The 19,755-nt window shown below is 74.4% G+C and carries 15 protein-coding genes; 11 read left to right on the top strand and 4 right to left on the bottom strand.

Going from position 1 to position 19,755, the window contains the following annotated elements; translation table 11 throughout:
• Window positions 1–217: 217 nt before the first annotated feature.
• The 3 genes from ACZCLJ_RS11090 to ACZCLJ_RS11080 all read left to right on the top strand — a co-directional run bounded on the left by ACZCLJ_RS11090 (window position 218) and on the right by ACZCLJ_RS11080 (window position 3,480).
• Window positions 218–1,378, top strand: a complete 1,161-nt coding sequence (locus ACZCLJ_RS11090; RefSeq protein ID WP_463103712.1) for a pirin family protein — start codon at window positions 218–220, stop codon at window positions 1,376–1,378.
• Between the two features lie 114 nt (window positions 1,379–1,492).
• A complete protein-coding gene (locus ACZCLJ_RS11085) occupies window positions 1,493–2,317 on the top strand; it encodes a DUF5926 family protein (protein ID WP_463103711.1) in 825 nt (274 codons plus the stop codon).
• A 275-nt stretch (window positions 2,318–2,592) separates the two neighbouring features.
• Window positions 2,593–3,480, top strand: a complete 888-nt coding sequence (locus tag ACZCLJ_RS11080) for a glycosyltransferase family 2 protein (RefSeq protein WP_463103710.1) — start codon at window positions 2,593–2,595, stop codon at window positions 3,478–3,480.
• 55 nt (window positions 3,481–3,535) lie between these two features.
• On the opposite strand, the gene ACZCLJ_RS11075 is transcribed toward ACZCLJ_RS11080, so the two are convergent.
• Together ACZCLJ_RS11075 and ACZCLJ_RS11070 are read right to left on the bottom strand one after the other, a co-directional pair.
• The gene (locus ACZCLJ_RS11075; protein WP_463103709.1) at window positions 3,536–8,122 is read right to left on the bottom strand and encodes a hypothetical protein; all 4,587 of its coding nucleotides are present in this window, start codon (window positions 8,120–8,122) and stop codon (window positions 3,536–3,538) included.
• A 98-nt stretch (window positions 8,123–8,220) separates the two neighbouring features.
• Window positions 8,221–9,372, bottom strand: coding sequence for a diacylglycerol/lipid kinase family protein (locus ACZCLJ_RS11070; RefSeq protein WP_463103708.1), 1,152 nt, complete (start codon window positions 9,370–9,372; stop codon window positions 8,221–8,223).
• A 98-nt stretch (window positions 9,373–9,470) separates the two neighbouring features.
• Between ACZCLJ_RS11070 and serS the strand changes: the two genes are divergently transcribed.
• The 3 genes from serS to ACZCLJ_RS11055 all read left to right on the top strand — a co-directional run bounded on the left by serS (window position 9,471) and on the right by ACZCLJ_RS11055 (window position 12,139).
• Window positions 9,471–10,751, top strand: a complete 1,281-nt coding sequence (gene serS / locus ACZCLJ_RS11065; protein WP_251152218.1) for a serine--tRNA ligase — start codon at window positions 9,471–9,473, stop codon at window positions 10,749–10,751.
• Between the two features lie 2 nt (window positions 10,752–10,753).
• Window positions 10,754–11,557, top strand: coding sequence for an HAD family hydrolase (locus ACZCLJ_RS11060; RefSeq protein ID WP_251152219.1), 804 nt, complete (start codon window positions 10,754–10,756; stop codon window positions 11,555–11,557).
• 102 nt (window positions 11,558–11,659) lie between these two features.
• Window positions 11,660–12,139 (top strand): GNAT family N-acetyltransferase, encoded by a 480-nt coding sequence (locus ACZCLJ_RS11055; RefSeq protein ID WP_463103707.1) that lies wholly within the window; start codon window positions 11,660–11,662, stop codon window positions 12,137–12,139.
• A 244-nt stretch (window positions 12,140–12,383) separates the two neighbouring features.
• Here ACZCLJ_RS11055 and map read toward each other — a convergent pair whose 3' ends face one another.
• Window positions 12,384–13,175, bottom strand: a complete 792-nt coding sequence (map, locus tag ACZCLJ_RS11050) for a type I methionyl aminopeptidase (RefSeq protein WP_251152221.1) — start codon at window positions 13,173–13,175, stop codon at window positions 12,384–12,386.
• 173 nt (window positions 13,176–13,348) lie between these two features.
• On the opposite strand from map, the gene ACZCLJ_RS11045 reads away from it, so the two are divergent.
• From ACZCLJ_RS11045 to ACZCLJ_RS11025, 5 genes are all read left to right on the top strand, one after another.
• Window positions 13,349–14,374 (top strand): LacI family DNA-binding transcriptional regulator, encoded by a 1,026-nt coding sequence (locus ACZCLJ_RS11045; RefSeq protein ID WP_463103706.1) that lies wholly within the window; start codon window positions 13,349–13,351, stop codon window positions 14,372–14,374.
• Between the two features lie 254 nt (window positions 14,375–14,628).
• The gene (locus ACZCLJ_RS11040; protein ID WP_463103705.1) at window positions 14,629–16,026 is read left to right on the top strand and encodes an ABC transporter substrate-binding protein; all 1,398 of its coding nucleotides are present in this window, start codon (window positions 14,629–14,631) and stop codon (window positions 16,024–16,026) included.
• 128 nt (window positions 16,027–16,154) lie between these two features.
• Window positions 16,155–17,144: a carbohydrate ABC transporter permease gene (locus ACZCLJ_RS11035; RefSeq protein WP_251152224.1), complete on the top strand. Its 990-nt coding sequence runs from the start codon at window positions 16,155–16,157 to the stop codon at window positions 17,142–17,144.
• A complete protein-coding gene (locus tag ACZCLJ_RS11030; protein ID WP_463103704.1) occupies window positions 17,141–18,097 on the top strand; it encodes a carbohydrate ABC transporter permease in 957 nt (318 codons plus the stop codon). The genes ACZCLJ_RS11035 and ACZCLJ_RS11030 overlap by 4 nt, the downstream gene beginning before the upstream one ends.
• Before the next feature lie 72 nt (window positions 18,098–18,169).
• Entirely contained in the window at window positions 18,170–19,039 is an 870-nt protein-coding gene (locus ACZCLJ_RS11025; protein WP_463103703.1) for an EamA family transporter, read from the top strand.
• Here ACZCLJ_RS11025 and ACZCLJ_RS11020 read toward each other — a convergent pair.
• A complete protein-coding gene (locus tag ACZCLJ_RS11020) occupies window positions 19,036–19,647 on the bottom strand; it encodes a bacterial proteasome activator family protein (protein ID WP_251152226.1) in 612 nt (203 codons plus the stop codon). The two genes, ACZCLJ_RS11025 and ACZCLJ_RS11020, sit on opposite strands and share 4 nt — an antisense overlap.
• Window positions 19,648–19,755: the final 108 nt, after the last annotated feature.

The following is a 19,755-nucleotide window of genomic DNA, read 5'->3' as shown; positions in this document are numbered from 1 at the left end:
GCCGCCACGTCGCGAGCGGCGCCCCGGCGGGCCACCCGGCCCGACCGCCCCGGGGTTGCGCGGCGACGGCGAGGCCCCTCGGAATCCTGCTCCGAGGGGCCTCGCTGCCATTGTCCCGCGAGGCCGCGCGCGACCACAGCCCCTGTGCGCGCGTGGTCGGGAGGCGCCGGGCGGGCCTGTGCTGTCGCTGCCTCGTGCGGGTGCCTACGCTCGACCCATGAGCAACCTGGAGACCCGTCCGGAAGAGCGCGTGTGCACCGCGGGCGCGTCGCACGACCCGGACCGCGGCGCCGTCGAGATCCTGGAGCACCGCGACGTCCCTCTCGGCGGGACGCGGGCGATGCAGGTGCGCCGGACGATCCCGCAGCGCGCGCGGTCGCTCGTCGGGGCGTGGTGCTTCCTCGACCACTACGGGCCCGACCCGCTGCCCGCGATCGGTGACGGGACCGACGGCATGCAGGTCCCGCCGCACCCGCACACCGGCCTGCAGACCGTCTCGTGGCTGTTCGCGGGCGAGATCCTGCACCGCGACTCCGTCGGCTCCCTGCAGACCGTCCGTCCCGGCGAGCTCAACCTCATGACCGCGGGCCGGGGGATCTCGCACTCCGAGGAGACGCCGCGCGGCGTCCGCCCGCCCGTGCTGCACGGCGTCCAGCTCTGGGTCGCTCTCCCCGGCGACCGCCTCGCCGACGCGCCCGCGTTCGAGCACCACGCCGACCTCCCCGTCGCGACGGACGGCGGCGCGCGGGTCCAGGTTTTCCTCGGCGCGCTGACGGTGGCCGGCGCCGAGCTGCGATCTCCCGCGACGGCGTACACGCCTCTGGTGGGTGCCCAGCTCGACCTCGAGCCTGGCGCGCGCGTCGTGCTCGACGTCGACGCCGCGTTCGAGCACGGGCTCCTCGTGGACGACGGCGCGGTGCGGCTCGAGCACGAGGCGATCCCGGTGGCGTCCCTCGGGTACGTGGCGCCCGGTCGCCGGACGCTGACCGTCGAGGCCGGCCCCGACGGCCCGGCGCGGGCGGTCCTCGTCGGCGGCGAGCCGTTCGGGGAGGACATCGTCATGTGGTGGAACTTCGTGGGCCGCTCGCACGACGACGTCGCCCGCGCCCGCGAGGAGTGGCAGGCCCAGCTCGTAGTCGACGGCGAGGACGGCTCGGACGGATCGGACGGCTCACCGGAGAACGGCCCGAACCCGGACCGCGGACCGGGCCGGAGCCCGCGGCGCGGTGGGACGCGCTACGCCGAGGGCGCGGCGTCGGGCCGGTACGGGCAGGTCGTCGGGTACGACGGCGGTCCGCTGCCGGCCCCCGTGCTCCCCGACGTCCGCCTCCGCCCGCGCACCCGTCCTGCGAGCACCGCGGGGCGGCCGCCGAGGTAGAACCGGAGGCCACGAGGTAGAGCTCCGTGGGCTCTGTCTCGCGACGCCGGGTTCTACCTCGCGGCGGGCCCTCGCCTGCCAGGAGCGCCGACCGCCGTCGGTAGACTGCCGCGCATGGCCAAGAACTCCACGCCCGACTTCGTGCTGCGTCCGTTCGAGGGGCTGCCCGGCGAGACCGACTGGGTCGCGATGCGCGAGGTCGTGCCCTCGGCCACCGCGACGGCCCGCACGACCGCCGAGCACGGGTCGCGCGACGTCCTCGTCGTCACCGTCCTCCCCGCCGGCTGGGCGGCGCTGCACCGTCAGGACGGGGTCGTCCTGCTCGCCGTCCAGACGCTCGCCGGCTCCGGCGACACGAGCCGCGACCTCGCGGCGGCGCTCCTCGAGGCGATCGACGTCGAGCCGGGCACCTCGGTCGAGCTCGGCGCCCTCCCCGGCGCGGGGCCGCGACTGCAGGACGTCCTCGACCTCGACGTCCCGTTCGAGGTGACGGTCCACGAGGACTTCGCGTACTGGCTCGACCCGACGCAGGAGGTCACGCCCGACGTGCAGGCGTCGCTCGACGAGGCGGCGGGCTCGATGGTCCCGACCGTGAAGCTCGACGCCGTCCCGTCCGCGTACTGGTGCCGCATGTCGCGCGAGTTCCTGCGCTGGGCCCGGCCCGAGCCGGAGGACTCGCTCATCGACGCGATCTCGCGCCTGCACGCGCGCCGCGAGTCGGGCCTCGCCGACGGGAAGTTCGTCGGTGCGTTCCGCTCGAGCGGGCTGCTCGTGCCCGTGTGGGAGCTCCCGCGCGGCACCGAGGCCGACGAGCTCGAGGGCCCGGTCGCCGAGCTCGACGCGCGCCTCGCCGAGGCGCTGGCCGTCACCGAGCCGCTCGACGCGAACGAGCGCCGCGCCCGCGCGGGCATCGTGTCGCGCCAGGTCACGCTGCGCTGACCCGCTGGACCGCCGCCGCGACGGCCGCCGCACGGCGGGTCCGGTGCCGCTCCGGCACCGGACCCGCCGTGCGACGGCCGCCGCACGGCGGGTCCGGTGCCGCTCCGGCACCGGACCGGCCGTGCGGCAGGCACTGTCCGTCGGGACCGGGGTCGAGTAGGATCCCGGGCGGCGTCGGGAGATCTCGTGACGCACCGCGAAGGGTTCGCCGCAGATCTCGGGCGACACTCCTGGCGATTCTGCGGTCAACTCTTTGCACTACTAGGCTGGGCGGCGTGAACGCGGACCATCGGTCGACCGAGACGAGGAGCGAGCCTGGGCGCGGCGTGCCCGCGAAGGCGGCGTCTCCCCAGCCCCCGACCTACCTCTCGGCGTCCGGCACCCGGGCGAGGACCCCACGACCGACGCACGACGGCGCCCGCAGCGGCCGTGCCGTCCGCCAGCGCGTCGCGGTGATCATCCCGGCGAAGGACGAGTCCCGGCGCATCGCCGCGACGGTCCGCGCGGCCAAGGCGATCCCGCACGTCGACCTCGTGCTCGTCGTGGACGACGGGAGCGAGGACGACACCCAGCACGTCGCGCGCGAGGCGGGGGCCGTCGTCGTGCGCCACTCCCACAACCGCGGCAAGGCGGCGGCCATGGAGACCGGCGCCGCGGTCGTCGCGATGCGCGACGCCCCGGACCGCCCGCCACGCCTGCTGCTCTTCATCGACGGCGACCTCGGCGAGAGCGCCGTCAACACGGCGCCTCTCGTGCCGCCGGTCCTGGAGGGGCACTCCGACGTCGCGATCGCCCTCCTGCCGCCGCAGCCCGGCGCCGGCGGGCGCGGGATCGTCGTGGGCGCCGCACGCCGCGCGATCCAGTCGATGACCGGGTGGACGCCCACGCAGCCCCTCTCGGGCATGCGCTGCCTGACGCGCGAGGCCTTCGAGGCGGCCACGCCGCTGGCGCGCGGCTGGGGCGTGGAGACCGGTATGACCATCGACCTGCTCCGCCAGGGGTACGTGGCGGTCGAGGTGCCGTGCGACCTGCGGCACCGAGCGTCGACCAACGACCTCAAAGGGCAGCTCCACCGGGCCGCCCAGTACCGCGACGTGCTCGTGGCCGTGAACGCGCGCAAGGTGCGCTACGCCGTCGACAAGGTGCGGACCGCCACGAGGTAGCCTTCCCCGGCCGTCCCGCTCGAGGCGGTGCGGGCGGTGCGGGCCGTGCGGGCCCTCAGGTGGTCCGGCCAGGTCCTGCCGTGACCGCGTCCTGCCCCGTGCCCGCGCTCGTGCTCCGTCGGACGCCCGCGCCGTCGGGCACGTCGCCGTCCGGGCCGTCGGGCGCGGGGTCCCCGGCCGCGTGGAGCGCGGCGAGCGTGAGCAGGGGCACCGCCGGGATCAGGGCGATGAGAGCGATGCGCACCCCGAAGTCGTTGACGACCGACCCGGCCACGCACACGATCCACAGCGCCAGGACCGTCGGGCGCAGGAGCGGCCAGGCCGCCTCGGTGCGCGCGAACCAGCGCGGCGTGAACCGGCGCGGCGCGAAGAGGAGCAGGGCTGCCGCGACGAGCACGAGGATCGTGATCCAGACGGGCACGCCGCCCAGCACCGACCGGAGCGCGTAGCCCGCCTTGCGCAGAAGCGTCTCCCAGGCCGAGCCGTCGACGACCTGCTCGACGAAGCGGCCGAGGTGCGAGCGCTGGTCGGCGGGGCGCAGGTAGTCCAGCACGCCGACCACGGCCACGGCCGCGACGCCCGCCGCCGCCACCACGAGGAACCGTCGCCACGTGACGCGCGCGCCCGACGCCGCGAGGCCCAGCACCGCGAAGGCCGGCACGACGACGAGCCCGCCACCGAGGTCGGCACCGAGCGTCGGCCACACGTCGACGACCATGGTCACGACGCCGATCCCGGCGACGACCGCGGCGGCCGTGCGCGGGCGCTCGCGCCGGACGAGCCACTGCGCGAGCGCCGCGGCGAGCACGAGAGCCGCGACCGCGTACACGGAGAACGTCGGGTTGCCGAAGCCGTAGAACCGCGCGCCGAACGTCGGTGCGGAGCCCAGCGGGCTCGCCCGGTTGAGCGGCGTCCCCACGAGCGCGTCGAGCGTGAGCACGCCGAACGTGATCCCCGCGACGAGGCCAGGGCCGAGCCACACGGGTCGCCGTGGGGCGAGCGCGCCGAGGCCCGCGACGGCGGCGGTCGAGAGCACGGTCGCGACCACCATCGCGACCGTCTGCTCGCCGAACCTCCACCAGCCGGTGAGCGACACGACGAACGCGGCGGCGGGCACCGCCGCGACGACGAGCGCCGCCCCGCGGGCCCAGCGGGCCGCGCGCGCCCAGCGCAGCCGGGCACGGTCGCCCGTGGCCCGTCGTGCGCGCGGCGCGAGCAGCAGGCACAGCCCCGCGAGCGCCAGGCCCGCGTAGAACGGGACGTCGACGAAGTACGTGTACACGGCGCGGCGCACGTGGTCCCGGGACGTGAGGTCGGCGAGCGCGTCCGCGGTGGTCGCCGCGTCCGGGGGGCGCGGGGTGCCCCACGCGAGCGGCGTGTCCTGCACGCGCACCGGCGGTGCGAGCGCCGCGGCGTCGAGGATCGTCGCGGGCACGTCGAGCACGCGGGCGACTCCGTCCGTCCGGGTCGCCGCGCTCGTGAGGTACCGGGCCTGCTCGGGGCCGTCCGACGACGGCCGGACGAGCGCGGTGCCGAGCACCGGCCGGCCGCCCGGCGTCCCGGTCACGTCGACGACGAGCACGGTGGTCCTGGCGGGCACCCGGTCGAGCACGGCGTCGACCGTCGCGTCGACGGCCGCGAGCCGCTCGGCGCGCAGCGCGTCGCGGACGGCGGTGCGCTCCTCCGGGGGGAGCGTCGGGTCGGCGGGCGGGGCCGTCGCGTCCCCGGCGTCGACGACCGTCACCGGGCAGTCGTACGCGTCGCCGTCGGCCGTGGTGGCATCGGCCAGCTCGCGGTAGCGCGCGACGTCCCCGTCCCCGTCGGCGAGCGCGAGGGCGGCACCCGGTCCGACGGCGGTCGCGCACGCCGCGCGCCCGGCCCCGGCGAACGTGTCGCCCAGGACGCCGAGGCGCGCCTGGTACCCGGAGCCCTGCTGGAGCGCGACGAGGTCGTCCCAGCCGTCGACCCGGGCGCCGTCGCCGGCCGGGACGGGCTGCGCCGTCGGGCACTCCCACGTGCCGTCCGCGGCCCGGCCGGACGCGACCTCGGTGAGCTGTCCGGCGGAGAGCGCGAGCCACCCGCCCGCGGTGCACCGGCTCGCGGCGCCCGTCGGCTGCGCGACGCCCGCGGCGCCCGCGCCGTCGGTGAGCAGCGCGTTGAGCGTCGGGGTGCGCAGCTCGGCGACGTCCTCCCACGTGACGCCGGTCGTGCCCACGACGACGAGCGGTCGGTCGGTCGCGACGGCGTCGGCCCGGGTGGGGGAGACCTCGGCGCCCGCTCGCGCCGCCGCCGACGCGGGGCGCAGGCCGCTCGAGCCCAGGACCGCCGAGGCGAGCAGGACCACGAGCAGGAGGCCACCGCCGACGGCGAGCAGCATCGACGGCATCCGGCGGACGCCCGGCTCGGGCAGTGCGCGCCCCTGCAGCGCGCGATCCGGCCGGTCGCGCCCCGCCGTCGGAGCCGCGGCGGGCAGCGCGGTGAACCCTGGCACGACCATCGCGGCGCCGACGACGAGCACCATCGCGCCGATGATCACGCCCGAGTCGTTGAGCAACGACCCGACGCCCGCCACGACCACGAGCGACACGACGAGGGGGCGCAGCAGCGACCACCTCTCGTACGCGCGGGCGACCTCGGGCAGTCGCGCCCGGTCCGGCCGCAGCACCGCGAGGGCCACGAGGACGACGAGCACCGCTGCGACCGCACCGACCGGGTTCGCGACGGTCGCCCACGCACCGAGAGCCTTCCGCCAGACCACCTCGAGGGCACCGCCGTCGACGACCGTCTGGACGAACCCGCCGAGGTGCGACGAGCCGCCGGGCAGGAGCCAGTCGACCACCGCGACGAGCGCGACCGCGAGGACCGTCACGGCCGCGACGACGAGCACGCGCGCCCCCGTGATGCGGACCTGCGCGACGAGCAGCGCGAGGACCGCGAACGCGGGGACGAGCGCGAGGATCCCGCCGAAGTCGGCGCCGAACGCGGGCCAGCCGTCGATGACGACCGTCACGAGGCCGACGGCGACGACGCACCACGCCGCGAGGCGTCGCCGGCCGCGGCCGATCGCCGCCGTCGCGAGACCGCCGGCGAGGACGAGGCCCGCGACGGCGTACACCGCGAACGTCACGTTGTTGAAGCCGTAGAACCGCGTGAAGCCGACGACGGCCGACGTCCCGAGGAGCGACGCCTGCTGGAGGGTCGTGCCGGTCGCGCCGTCCACGGTGAGGACGAGCCAGGTGACCCCGGCGAGCGCCGTCGGGAGCGCCCACGGCTCCCGGGGCAGGAGCCGCGACACCCCCCAGGCGGCGAGGGCCACGACGACGGCGCTCACCGCGAGCGCGAGCGTGAGGGCTGCGGCGGGCGAGCTCCAGACCCACCAGCGGGACAGGCTCGCGAGCGACGCGGCGACCGGGGCCGAGGCCGCGATCATCAGCACGGCGGTGACGACGCGGCGCCCTGCCGGCCCGGGACGCGCGGGCTCGCCGCGCCGGGCGGCGGAGCGTCGGACCCACAGCGCGCCGCCGAGCGTCGCGACGAGGGTCGCCACGAGCAGGCCGACGAGCACCGGGTAGTGCGTCGGGATCGTGCTCGTCAGGACGTTGAGGTACTGGCGGTTCTCGACCGTGCGCGCCACGTCGAGGCGGCGGGTCTCGCCGAGCTCGAGCGGCGCGCCGACGAGACCCTCGGTGCTCCCGCCCGCCGCCTCGACGACCGTCGCGGTGAGGTCGACGAGCTGGACGATGCCGTCCTTCTGCGTGCTCGGCGAGTGCAGCCACTGCCCCGTCGCCTCGCCCTTGCGCCAGTCGACGACGACCTGGAGCCCCGGCTCGCCCACGGGGTCGGCCGAGATGCCCGCGACGAGGACGCGCGTTCCCCGCGCGACCTCGCCCATGACGCGGTCGAGCGTGTCGTCGAGCGCGTCGAGGCTCTCGCCACGACCCGCGGCGGTGTCGACGAGCTCGCCCTGGTCCACGACCGTGACGTCGCACGCCTCGAGCCCGCCCTCGGGCAGGGCGTCCAGCGTCGGCGCGTACCGGGCGACGTGGCCCGTGCCGTCGGCCAGCATGAGGGCCGCGCCCGGTCCGACGGCCGTCGTGCAGACCCCCGTGGGCGCGAGGCGCGCGGCGAGGGTCCCGGGCGCGTGCTGCGTCGCCGTCGGCGGGTCCGCCTCGGTGGCGGGCGTGACGAGCGTCGACCAGCCGGGGACGTCGACGGGGGCCGGTGTCGTGGCCCCGACCGGCGTAGGGATCGGCGGGCACCCGGTCGCCGCCGGGTCCTCGGCGGTCGTCGAGCCGGCGTCCGCTGTCCCGTCGGGGACGGGCTCCGCGACGTGCTCGGCGGTCGAGATCGTCTGCCCGGCGGAGAGCGTGAGCCAGGCGTCGGTGGGGCACGTGCGCCCGACGTTCATCGACGCCACCGACCCGGACCGGATCATCGTCCACAGCGACGGTGTCGCCGAGGGGGAGACGTCGCTCCAGTAGAGGCCGGCGACGGCGACGAGGACCACCGGCTCGGGGTCGTGCGTCGGCACGGTCGTGGCGTCGTCCGTCTCGGCCCCCGCGGCCGTGAGCGCGGGGAGGCCGAGGAGCACCACGGCCAGCAGGGTGAGGACGGCACGAGCACCGCGGGCCGGGAAGGTCACCGGACCAGCGTACGGGGGCGGGTCCGTGCCGTCGGGGCGCCCGGGGGTCCCGGCGAGGGTCCGACCGGAACGCTCACGCCCCCTCCACGGGGTCCGGCTCAGGCGGTGCGCACCACGAGCGCCCCGGGGTCGACCCGGCACTCGAGCTCGAGCGCCTGGCCGAGCACGTCGCCGTCGACCTGCGCCTGCTCGCCGCCCTCGACGCGGACGCGTACCCGGCGGGCCCGGGTGTGGTCGATCCGGCCGATCTTCGCGGGCAGCTCGTTGCGCACGCCGAAGCCCTGCATGACGACCTCGCCGAACAGCTGGGCCCACCCCACGATCCCGCCGCGCGTGTCGACCGCCGCGACGTCGAGCACGCCGTCGTCGATGACGGCGTCGGGCAGGAGCGTGATGCCTCCGGGCAGCCGCCCGCAGTTGCCGATCATGAGCGAGCGCAGGCGCGCGTCCACCGGCGGCCGGTCGTCGAGCTGGATGGTGGCACGCATGCGGCGACCGTGCAGGTGGCGGATCCCCGCGACGAAGTACGCCATCCAGCCGACCTTCGCCTTGAGGACGTCGTCCGCGTCGGCGACCATCGCGGCGTCGAACCCGAGCCCGGCGATGACGAGGAAGATGTGCTCCTTGCCGCCCGGGCCGTCCGGGGGCGTGACCGGGGGGACGCGGTCCTCGTCGCCCGGGACCTCGCCGGGCTTCTCCGCCCAGCGCAGGACGCGCGCCCACCCGACGTCCACCGGGCGGTCGGCGCCGGCGATGACGACCCGCAGCGCGGCACGCGCGTCGCCGACCGGGAGGTCGAGGTTGCGCGCGAGGAGGTTGCCCGTGCCGACGGGGACCAGGCCCATCGGGCGTCCGCTGCCGACCATCGCCTCGGCGACCGCACGCACCGTCCCGTCGCCGCCCACCGCGACGACGACGTCCGCGCCCCTGGCGAGCGCCGCGCGCGTCTGACCGACGCCCGGGTCCTCGATCGTCGTCTCGAGCCAGAGCGGGGCGGGGAGCGCGGCCTCCGCGAAGGTGGCGCGCACCGTGGCCTCGAGGGCGGGGACGCCGGGCTTCGACGGGTTGGCGACGAACGCGACGAGCTCGCGCGGGTCGTCCTCCGGCCCCTCGGCGTCGGGCGCGCCGCCCGCCGCGCGCTCCACGGCGCGGCGCTGGCGCTCCTGCTGCGCACGCAGCGACAGCACGAGCACGAGCGCGACCAGCGCGACCGCGAGGGCGGCGAACGCCAGCCACAGCTCCCATCTCATGGGCGCCACCGTAGTCCCCGGCCTCTCGACGCAGCCCCGGGCCGGTCCGGTCGGGGAACCTCCGGCCCGCGGGCCTCCGCGTTCGTTAGGCTGCACGGGTGATCGACCTCCGCCTCCTGCGCGACAACCCCGACCTCGTCCGAGCCAGCCAGGTCGCCCGTGGTGACGACCCCGCGCTCGTCGACTCCGCCCTCGACGCCGACGCGCGCCACCGCGCGTCGCTCACCGAGTTCGAGCAGCTGCGTGCGGAGCAGAAGTCCCTCGGGAAGCAGGTCGCCCAGGCGCAGGGCGAGGAGAAGACGGCGCTGCTCACGCGCACCAAGCAGCTCGCCCAGGACGTCAAGGCCCGCCAGGCCGACGCCGACGCCGCGGCCGAGGAGCTCCGCGGCCTGCAGTACCGCATCTCGAACGTCATCGCGGGTGCCCCTCCCGGAGGCGAGGACGACTACGTCGTGCTGCGCGAGGAGGGCACGATCCGCGACTTCGCGGCGGAGGGCTTCACGCCGCGCGACCACCTCGACATCGGCGAGGGCCTGCGCGCGATCGACACCGAGCGCGGCGCCAAGGTGTCGGGCGCGCGGTTCTACTACCTCACCGGCGTCGGGGCGCGGCTCGAGCTCGCGCTGCTCAACGCGGCGATGGACCAGGCGATCGCGGCGGGGTTCACGCCCGTCATCACGCCGACCCTCGTGCGGCCCGAGGTCATGCAGGGCACCGGGTTCCTCGGCGCGCACGCGGACGAGGTCTACCGGCTCGAGGCCGACGACCTCTACCTCGTCGGCACGAGCGAGGTCGCCCTCGCGGGCTACCACGCGAACGAGATCGTCGACCTGTCGGACGGACCGCTGCGCTACGCCGGCTGGAGCGCGTGCTACCGCCGCGAGGCCGGCTCGTACGGCAAGGACACGCGCGGCATCATCCGCGTGCACCAGTTCCACAAGGTCGAGATGTTCTCGTGGTGCGACCCGGCCGACGCCGAGGCCGAGCACCAGCGCCTCCTCGGCTGGGAGGAGGAGATGCTGCGCAAGGCCGAGCTGCCCTACCGCGTCATCGACACCGCCGCCGGGGACCTCGGGTCGAGCGCCGCGCGGAAGTTCGACTGCGAGGCGTGGCTGCCCACGCAGAACCGCTATCTCGAGCTCACGTCGACGTCGAACTGCACCACGTTCCAGGCCCGCCGCCTCGGCGTGCGCGAGCGCGTCGAGGTCGACGGCCGGACGGAGACGCGGACCGTCGCGACGCTCAACGGCACGCTCGGCACGACGCGCTGGATCGTGGCGATCCTCGAGAACCACCAGCAGGCCGACGGCTCGGTCCGCGTGCCCGAGGGGCTGCGGCCCTACCTCGGCGGCCTCGAGGTCCTCGAGCCGGTCCGCTGAGCATGGCGGACGGGGACGCCCTGCTCGTCGCGCTCGACGTCGACGGCACGCTCATGTCGTACGACCAGGAGATGTCGGACGACGTGCGCGACGTCGTCGCGGACCTGCGCGCCGCGGGTCACCACGTGGTCCTCGCGTCGGGGCGGTCCCTCGTCGCCATGACGCCCGTCGCGGAGGTCCTCGGGATCGACAGCGGCTGGCTCGTCGCGTCGAACGGGTCGGTGACGGCGCGGCTCGACCCCGAGCAGGCCGAGGGGTACGTCCTGCAGGACGTCGTGACGTTCGACCCCGGGCCGGCGCTGCGTCTCCTGCGCGAGCACCTGCCGAACGCCCGGTACGCGGTCGAGGACATCGGTGTCGGGTTCCGCATGAACGAGCTCTTCCCCGACGGGGAGCTCGACGGGGTGCACCGCGTCGTCGACTTCGACGAGCTGTGGTCGGGGGAGGTGACGCGCGTCGTCGTGCGCGCGCCGGAGTCCACGAGCGAGGACTTCCACGAGCTCGTCGAGCGGCTCGGCCTCGAGGACGTCACCTACGCCGTCGGCTGGACCGCGTGGATGGACCTCGCCCCCCTCGGCGTCACGAAGGCGACCGCGCTGGAGCAGGTGCGGCGGGCGCTGCACGTCCAGCCGCACCGCACGGTCGCGATCGGTGACGGCCGCAACGACGTCGACATGCTGCGCTGGGCGGCGCGCGGCGTCGCCATGGGCCATGCGGACGACGTCGTGCAGGCGGCCGCCGACGAGGTGACCGGGTCGATCGCCGACGACGGCGCCGTCCAGCTCCTGCGCACCCTCCTCCCCTGACCGCGAGGTAGTACCCCGGTCGCGCGAGGTAGTACGCGGGTTGCGCGAGGTAGTACGCGGGTTGCGACAGCGGTACTCCCTCGGCCGGTATCGTCGGCGCTCGTGGACGCCGCAGCCGACCCAGCCGCAGCCGAGCCGACGGGCGCCGACGCGACGGCCGTCCGGGTCCGAGGTGCCCGGCCCGACGACGCCGCGGCGGTCTGGCCGCTCGTCCAGGAGCTCGCGACGTCGTACGTCCCGGAGCGCGCAGCCTTCGACGCGTCGTTCCCCGCCCTGCTCGCCGCGCCCGACGCGTGCGTGGTGGTGGCGGAGGCGGGCGACGCCGTCGTCGGCTACCTCGTGGCGCACCGCCACGGGACGCTCTACGCCAACGCCCCGGTGGTGTGGGTCGGGGAGGTCGTGGTCGACGCCGCAGCCCGACGCCGCGGGGTCGGCCGGCTCCTGCTCGGCGCAGCCGAGGAGTGGGCGTCCGGGTCCGGGGCCGCCTACGTGTCGCTCGCGACGCGCCGGGCCGCGGACTTCTACACCGCGCTCGGCTACGAGGCGTCCGCGACGTTCTTCCGCAAGCAGCTCGGAGCGTGAACGACACAGGTCCCGACGGCCGACGGCCGACGGCCGACGGCCGACGGGCGCCCGGAGCGCGAGGTAGTACCGCTGTCCGCGAGGTAGTACCGCGGTCCTCCCCGGTACATCCCCTCGGTAGACCGCGGTACTACTTCGGCCCACCCGGGTGCCACCTCGCGGACCGTTGTACTACTTCGCCGAACTGCGGTACTACTTCGCCGAGCTGCGGTACTGCTTCAGCCGCCTGCAGTACTGCTTCGAGTCAGTCGCGCGGCTCGCGTGCGGTGAGGATGATCGGGCCGTCCGGGGTGATCGCGACGGTGTGCTCGCTGTGCGCGCCGCGCGAGCCGTCGGCCGAGCGCAGGGTCCAGCCGTCGGGGTCGGTGTAGATCTCGTCGGTCGTCTCGAGGAACCACGGCTCGATCGCGACGACCAGGCCCGGCTTGAGCGGGAACCCGCGCTTGCGGCGCCCGTCGTTCGGGATGTGCGGCTCGCCGTGCATCGTGCGCCCGACGCCGTGCCCGCCGAAGTCGGTGTTCACCGAGTACCCGGCCGCGTGCGCGACGTCCGCGATCGCCGCGGAGATGTCGCCGACCTTCTTGCCCACCTGCGCGGCCGCGATCCCGGCCTCGAGCGCGCGCTCCGTCGTCTGGACGAGCTTCGCGTCCGCCTCGCCGAGCGCCCCGGCGCGCGGCGTCCCGACGACGAACGAGACCGCCGAGTCCGACACCCAGCCGTCGACCGAGGCGGCGAAGTCGATGCTCAGCAGGTCGCCGTCGCGCAGCGCGTAGTCGTGGGGGAGCCCGTGCAGCACGGCGTCGTTGACGGAGGTGCACAGCACCTTCCCGAACGGGCTCGCGCCGAACGACGGGTGGTAGTCGATGTAGCACGACTCGGCGCCGCGCTCGCGGATCATGCGGTGCGCGACCTCGTCGAGCTCGAGCAGGTTCGTCCCGACCTTCGCCGCGGCGCGGACGGTGGTGAGGACGTCGGCGACGAACCGTCCGGCGGGTCGCATCTGCTCGATCTCGCGCGGCGTCCTCAGCTCGATCATCGGTGTCCTTCCGGGGCAGGGTGGGGTCGTGGGTGCACGACCGCGGTCCACGATATCTGCCAGGGCGCCCGGCGCGTCCGGGGGCGGTGGGGACGCGGTGCGGGTGCGGCCCGGACCCGGCCCGTCCGCGCGGATGTCGCGAGCCGTGCCCGCACGGGGGAGAATCAGCCCTCGTGGCTGGCATCGACGACGTCGCGAGGGCCGCCGGGGTGTCCACGGCGACGGTCTCGCGCGCCCTGCGCGGCCTGCCGAACGTGTCGGAGTCGACCCGTCGGCGGGTCCACGCGGAGGCGGCTCGGCTCGGCTACGTCCCCACGCCGTCGGCGTCGTCGCTCGCGACCGGGCGCACGCGGACGATCGGCCTGCTCACGCCGTGGGTGAGCCGCTGGTTCTTCGCGAACGTCATCGAGGGGGCCGAGCGCGCGCTGCGCGACGTCGGCTACGACGTGCTGCTGCACACCTTCGTCGTGCGCCGGGACGAGGAGCGGCGCCGTGTCGACCCCAGCGTCCTGCGGCACCGGGTGGACGGCACGCTCGTCGTGGGCCTGCCGCTCGACGACGACGAGGTGCTCGCGCTCGTGGGTCTCGACCGCCCGCTCGCCTTCGTCGGGTCCGGTCCGGTGGACCAGGTGACGGTGCGGCTCGACGACGTCGCCACGGGCCACGCCGCGACCCGGCACCTGCTCGACCTGGGTCACCGCGTCGTCGGGCACGTGACGGGGACCCCCGACCTGGTGTCGTCGTGGTCGCCTCCGTCCGAGCGGTCGCAGGGCTACGCGCGGGCGCTCCGGGAGGCGGGGGTCGTGCACGACCCGGACCTCGAGGTGAACGGCGACTTCGACGTGCAGGGCGGTCGCGCGTCGACGGCGGACCTGCTGCGTCGTCGACCGGACGTCACGGGCATCTTCGCCGCCTCGGACGAGATGGCGATGGGCGCGCTGCTCGCAGCGCGCGACCTGGGCCTGCGGGTGCCCGAGGACCTCTCGGTCATCGGGGTCGACGGCCACGACCTGGGAGAGGTGGCGGGCCTGACGACGATCGCCCAGGACGCCTACCAGCAGGGCGCCGACGCGGCGACGCTCCTGCTCGAGATGATCAACGGCGCGCCGGTGCCCGCGAGCCTCACCTACCCGACGGAGCTCGTCCGGCGGGGCTCGACAGCGCAGCCGCGGTCCGGTCCTCCGCCCCACGCGTCCTGACGGCGCGCTCCGGCGCGCACCTCCCCGCGGGGTGTGGGAGCGTGGCCACCGCAGGGCCGTGCCGTCGACGCCTCCGCCGCTCCCGTGACGGAATCGTTACCCAAAGGCCGCCGCCCTGTGCTTGCAGAACGGCGATGTAAACGCTTGCATGGATCTCGGGCGAGAGCGCACCCGCGCTCGCGACGTCGCGACGCGCCAGACCGGACCGGTCGGCGCGAGCTGCGTCAGCACTCACGACGAGGTGGAGGCTTGACATGACCAGGAGCACGATGTCCCGCGCCGGGCGCCGGCGCGCGATGGCCGTGGCGGCGGGCGGGGCGAGCCTCGCGCTCGTCCTCGCCGCGTGCGGCGGTGGCGGCGACGGGGGAGACGGCGGCGGCGAGGGCGAAGCCGAGGCGGCCGAGATCGACTGCGCGCCCTACGAGGAGTTCGGCGACCTGGAGGGCACCGAGGTGTCGGTTTACACCTCGATCGTGGAGCCCGAGCAGGAGACGCAGGAGGCGTCCTACGACCCGTTCGAGGAGTGCACGGGCGTCACGGTGAACTACGAGGGCTCGCGCGAGTTCGAGGCGCAGCTGCTCGTCCGCATCCAGGCCGGCAACGCCCCGGACATCGCGTACCTGCCGCAGCCGGGCCTGCTCAACACGATCGTCAACGACTTCCCCGGGGAGATCGTCGCTGCTCCGGAGGGAACCGTCGCGAACGTCGACGAGTTCTTCAGCGAGTCGTGGAAGGAGTACGGGACCGTCGACGGCACGTTCTACTCCGCGCCGCTCGGCTCGAACGTCAAGTCCTACGTCTGGTACTCGCCCTCGATGTTCGAGGACGCCGGCTACGAGGTCCCCACCACGTGGACCGAGATGATGGACCTCAGCGACCAGATCGTCGAGGACGGCGCCATGCCGTGGTGCGCGGGCGTCGAGTCCGGTGACGCCACCGGCTGGCCCGCCACGGACTGGATCGAGGACGTCGTGCTGCGCACGGCGGGGCCCGAGGTCTACGACCAGTGGGTCACCCACGAGATCCCGTTCAACGACCCGCAGATCGTCGAGGCGTTCGACACCGCGGGCGAGATCCTCAAGGACCCGGCGATGGTCAACGCGGGCCTGGGCGGCGTGGACTCCATCGCGACCACGACGTGGACCGACGCGGGCTACCCGATCCTCGACGGCACCTGCTGGCTGCACCGCGCCGCGAACTTCTACCAGACGCAGTGGCCCGAGGGCACGGAGGTCGCCGAGGACGGCGACGTCTACGCCTTCTACCTGCCGACCGACCAGACCGACATCAAGCCGGTCCTCGGCGGCGGCGAGTTCGTCGCGGCCTTCGACGACCGCCCCGAGGTCCAGGCCTTCCAGACCTACCTGTCCTCGGCGGACTGGGCGAACACCAAGGCGACCACGACCCCCATGGGTGGCTGGGTCAGCGCGAACAACGGCCTCGACCCGGAGAACCTCGCCACGGACTTCGACAAGCTGTCCGCGGAGATCCTCGCCGACCCCGACGCGGTCATCCGCTTCGACGGCTCGGACCTCATGCCGGGCGAGGTGGGCGCCGGGACGTTCTGGACCGGGATGGTCAACTGGTTCACCGGGGCCGACACGCAGGAGGTCGTCGACACGATCGAGGCGTCCTGGCCGGCCTCGTCCTGACGACGCCTCGCGCGCCGCGAGCATGACCGGACGGGGGGTCCGCCGAGACCGGCGGACCCCCCGCACCGGCTCCACCCGTTGACCGTGCTCGACCCTCAGAGCCGTGGGCGAGCAGACCGGAGGCCACCATGGACTGGTTGACCGACCCGAGCTCTCCCGTGGAGAAGTTCGGCCTGATGTTCCTGGCGATCGTGCTGTTCGTCGTCGTCATGGGCGCGATCCTGCTGGCGGTGGACCGGCCCAAGCGGGTACCCCGCTGGGTCGTCGTCCTCGCGTTCGTCGGGCCGGCCGTGATCGGCCTGGCCTGGGGTCTGGTGAGGCCCGCCATCATCACGGTGTGGAACTCGCTGTTCGACCGCCGGGGCAACGAGTTCGTCGGCCTCGACAACTACGTCACCGCGTTCACGACGGACCAGTTCCAGCTCGTCCTGCGGAACACCGCGATCTGGGTCGTCGTCGTGCCGCTCCTCTCGACGCTCATCGGCGTCGTCTACGCCGTGCTCGTCGACAGGACGCGGTTCGAGAAGTTCGCGAAGGCTCTCGTGTTCCTCCCCATGGCGATCTCCATGGTCGGCGCGTCGATCATCTGGGGCTTCGTCTACGAGTTCCGCCCGGACCAGCCCGGTGTCCAGCAGATCGGTCTGCTCAACCAGGTCATCGTCTGGCTCGGCGGTCAGCCGCAGCAGTTCCTCATCGGTCAGCCGTGGAACACGTTCTTCCTCATCGTCGTCATGATCTGGATCCAGACCGGTTTCGCCATGACGGTGCTCTCGGCGGCCATCAAGGCCATCCCTGACGACATCGTCGAGGCGGCCCGCCTCGACGGCCTCAAGGGCTGGGGGATGTTCCGCTACATCACGATCCCGAGCGTCCGGCCGGCCCTCGTCGTGGTCCTCACGACGATCGCGATGGCGACGCTCAAGATCTTCGACATCGTCCGCACGATGACCGGCGGCCAGTTCGGCACGCAGGTCGTCGCGAACGAGTTCTACACGCAGGCGTTCCGCCAGAACAACCAGGGCCTGAGCTCGGCGCTCGCGGTGATCCTCTTCATCCTCGTCGTCCCGATCATCGTGTACAACGTCCGTCAGATGCGTCTCGCCGAGGAGATCCGATGACCAGCACCCCGATCCCCCCGGTCGCCTCCACGACGGACCTCACCACCGAGGCCGAGCTCGAGGGCCCGCGGGCACCGCGCAAGATCAGCCGGCTCGAGAAGCGTGCCATCGCGGCGAAGGGCAAGCTCAGCTCGCCCTGGGCGTCGTTCATCGCGATCCTCATCGCCATCCTGTGGACGGTCCCGTCGATCGGCCTCCTCGTGACGTCGTTCCGCCCCGAGCTGGACATCCGCCGCAGCGGGTGGTGGACCGTCTTCACGGGGAACGCCGAGTTCACGCTCGACAACTACGACCAGGCCCTCTACGGCAGCGGGTCCTCGCTGTCGACGTACTTCGTCAACTCGTTCGTCATCACCCTGCCGGCCGTGTTCATCCCGATCACCATCGCGCTGCTCGCCGCCTACGCGTTCGCGTGGATCGACTTCCGGGGGCGCGAGATCCTCTTCGTCGCGATCTTCGCCCTGCAGGTCGTCCCGCTCCAGGTGGCGCTCGTCCCCCTGCTGCGCGACTACGTGAACGTCGGGCTGAACGGCACCTTCTGGACCGTGTGGCTCTCCCACTCGATCTTCGCGCTCCCGCTCGCGATCTTCCTGCTGCACAACTTCATGAAGGACATCCCGCGCTCCCTCGTCGAGGCCGCCCGGGTCGACGGTGCGGGGCACGTGAAGATCTTCTTCCAGGTGCTCCTGCCGCTCCTCGTCCCGGCCATCGCGTCGTTCGCGATCTTCCAGTTCCTGTGGGTCTGGAACGACCTGCTCGTCGGCCTGACGTTCGCGAACACCGAGTCCTACCCGCTGACGGTCCGCATCGCCGAGATGGCGGGCTCGCGCGGCGGGGACTGGCACATCCTCACGGCCGGCGCGTTCATCTCGATCATCGTGCCGCTCGTCGTGTTCGTCGCGCTCCAGCGATACTTCGTCCGCGGCCTCCTCGCGGGGTCGGTCAAGGGCTGACCGTCCGGTCCGGCGCGCGGCACCCGCCCGCGCCGGACCGGTGCGGGCCGGGCGGACGCCTAGAGTCGACGGGTGCCCGTCCGTCCTGCCTCCGCGCTCGGGCGGGTGCCCGTGCCCGCCCTCTTCGTCGTCTCCGGCCTGACGCAGTACCTCGGCGCGGCGATCGCCGTCGGGCTGTTCGCCGTCGCGGGGGCCGTCGAGGTCGGGTGGTTGCGCATCGCGGCGTCCGCCGCGCTCCTGCTCGTCTGGCGGCGTCCGTGGCGCAGCCGGTGGACCCGGCACGACGTCGCGTGGGTCGCGGTCTTCGGCGTCGCCCTCGCGACGATGAACCTCGCGTTCTACGTCGCGGTCGACCACCTGCCGCTCGGGACGGCGGTCGCGATCGAGTTCTGCGGCCCCGTCGCCGTCGCGGCGGTCACGGGGCGGGGCTGGCGCGAGCGAGGCGCCATCGGGGTCGCGGCGCTCGGCGTCGTGCTCCTCGCGGGCGTCACCGTCGAGTCGGGGCTGCCGCGCGAGGACGTCGTCGTCGGGCTCGCGGCGATCGGCGTCGCGGCAGCGTGCTGGGCCGCGTACATCGTCCTGGGCCGGCGGGTGGCGGTCGCCGGGTCGGGCGTGACGTCGCTGTCGGTCGCCATGACGCTCGGCGCGCTCGTGTTCGCGCCGTTCCTCGCGTCCTCGGCCCTCCCCGTGCTGACCGACTGGCGGTACGCGCTCGCCGTGGTCGGCATCGCGCTGTTCTCGTCGGTGGTGCCGTACGCGCTCGAGCAGGTCATCCTCCGGCGGGTCAGCGCCGCGACGTTCTCGGTGCTCCTCGCACTGCTGCCGGCGACCGCCGCCGTGATCGGCGCCGTCGTCCTGCGGCAGATCCCCACGGCGCCGGAGCTCGTCGGCCTGCTGCTCGTCTCCGGCGCGATCGCGATGACGGCGCGCCGGACGCCCTAGAGGTACTGGCCAGGCGACGGGCGACCGTCGTGCGGATCGTGGCCACCCTGCTGCCCCGGCACGCCGGGACCGCCCGGGCCCATGGGCATCGCCCCGGGCGGCAGGGCGCGTCGCATCTGGGAGAGCTGCGACTGCGCCGCCATCTGCTGGGCGACGAGCGCCGTCTGGATGCCGTGGAAGAGCCCTTCGAGCCACCCGACGAGCTGGGCCTGGGCGACGCGCAGCTCCGCGTCCGTGGGGACGGAGTCGTCCGAGAACGGCAGCGTGATGCGGTGCAGCTCCTCGACGAGGTCGGGCGACAGGCCTTCCTCGAGCTCGGTCAGCGACCGCTCGTGGATCTCCGCGAGGCGCGAGCGCGCGGCCTCGTCGAGCGGCGCGTCGCGCACCTCGTCGAGCAGCTTCTTGATCATGCCGCCGATGCGCATGACCTTCGCCGGCTCCTCGATCACGGTCGCCGGGTTGCGGTCGGCGTCCGTCGAGTCGTCGCTCTCGACGACGCTCACCCCGACGCCGTCCGGCGTGACGACCGTGACGCGGTCGGGTCCGTCGTCGGTCTCCGGGGTCTGGACGGGCTCGTCGGGGCGGGGTTCGCGCGTCTCGTCAGCCATGGGGACAGTCTTGCGTGCCCCGCCCACGCGCGCACAGGCCACGCGGTGCGGCCCGCCCGCGGGAGCGGTCCCAGGGCCGGCGCCCGAGATCCGGGACCCGGGCGAGCA

It is taken from the genome of Cellulosimicrobium sp. So1_17, assembly GCF_055181235.1.
This window is presented reverse-complemented; position numbering and strand designations above follow the sequence as displayed.